Genomic DNA, 1249 nt, shown 5'->3' on the forward strand with positions numbered 1-1249 from the left:
CGGCGACGCCGCCGGCCGTGGCCGGGTGCTGGTCGTCGACGACGACGCGGCGATCAGGCGCTCGCTGAGCCGCGGGCTGCGGCTGAGCGGCTTCGCCGTCGATCTGGCCGAGGGCGGACGACGGGCCCTGGCGCTGATGCGGGAGCGGCCCGCGGACGTCCTCGTACTGGACGTCTCGATGCCGGACGTGAGCGGCATCCAGGTGTGCCACGTCCTGCGCGAGGCGGGCGACGACGTGCCGGTGCTGATGCTCTCCGCGCTCGACGAGACCGCCGACCGCATCGCGGGGCTTCAGGCCGGGGGCGACGACTATCTCGTCAAGCCGTTCGCGCTCCAGGAGTTGGTGCTGCGGCTGGACGCGCTGCTGCGGCGGCGCGCGCCGTCGGCCGCGCCCGGACCGGGCAACGGCAACGGTTCCGGCAACGACACAGGAACCGGCACCGGCGCCGGATTCGCGCAGGGTGCCGCCGAGGCCGTACGCGTCGGCGGTCTCGTCCTCGACCCCGCCACCCGCGAGGCCCACCGTGACGGCGCCGAACTCCCCCTCACCCGCCGCGAGTTCGAACTCCTCCTCGTCCTCGCCCGGAACGCCGGCATCGTCCTGACCCGCGACCAGCTCCTGGAACGCGTCTGGGGCTACGACTTCGAGGTGCGTACGGACGCCGTCGACACGTTCGTCAGCTATCTGCGGCGCAAGACCGAGAGCGGCGGGCGCCCGCGGCTGCTGCACACGGTGCGGGGCGTCGGCTTCGTACTGCGCGAGGAGAAGTGAGGGACGCAGCCGTGAAGATGAAGCTCTCCACACGCATCGCGCTCGCCGTCGGCCTCACCGTGCCGCTGCTCGTGCTGGCCTCCGGCTGGCTGCTGCTCGCCCTCGTCTCGCGCGACATCCACGCCGAGCAGGACGCGCATCTGCGCGAGCGCGCGGCCGTGGTGAAGAAGGACGCCCGGCGGCTGCTGCGCGTCACCGAGAAGGACCGGCCGCGCGCAGAACAGCTCCGTGAACGGCGGCTGTACGCGGCGGCGTTGGACGTCGGCATCCGCGTCGTCGGGCCGGACGGCACCTTCTCCGGCGGGCCGCAGCCCGACGCCCGTACGCGGCTGCCGAAGTCCGCGCCGCGGCCCGTGACCGTACGCGAGCGGGGCGAGGGCACGCCGGCGGGGATGCCGCGCGCACGCAGGGTGGACAGTTGGCGGGTGCTGTCGGTGCCGGTGACGGTGCGGCGGGCGGGCGCCGGATCCGGGGCCG

The 1249-nt window shown here is 74.5% G+C and carries 2 protein-coding genes (1 of these 2 cut by a window edge); both read left to right on the top strand.

Features of this window, described 5'->3' with window-relative positions:
• Nucleotides 1–25: 25 nt before the first annotated feature.
• A complete protein-coding gene (locus tag AN218_RS14610) occupies nt 26–772 on the top strand; it encodes a response regulator transcription factor (protein WP_070017326.1) in 747 nt (248 codons plus the stop codon).
• A gap of 392 nt (nt 773–1164) precedes the next feature.
• Nucleotides 1165–1249: the start of a sensor histidine kinase gene (locus AN218_RS14615; protein WP_476755962.1), read on the top strand. The gene runs 1217 nt beyond the window's last position; 85 of the gene's 1302 nt are visible here — the first part of the coding sequence; its start codon is at nt 1165–1167; its stop codon lies beyond the right edge, outside the window.

Source organism: Streptomyces nanshensis (assembly GCF_001751255.1).
In the GTDB taxonomy this organism is placed as follows: domain Bacteria; phylum Actinomycetota; class Actinomycetes; order Streptomycetales; family Streptomycetaceae; genus Streptomyces; species Streptomyces nanshensis_A.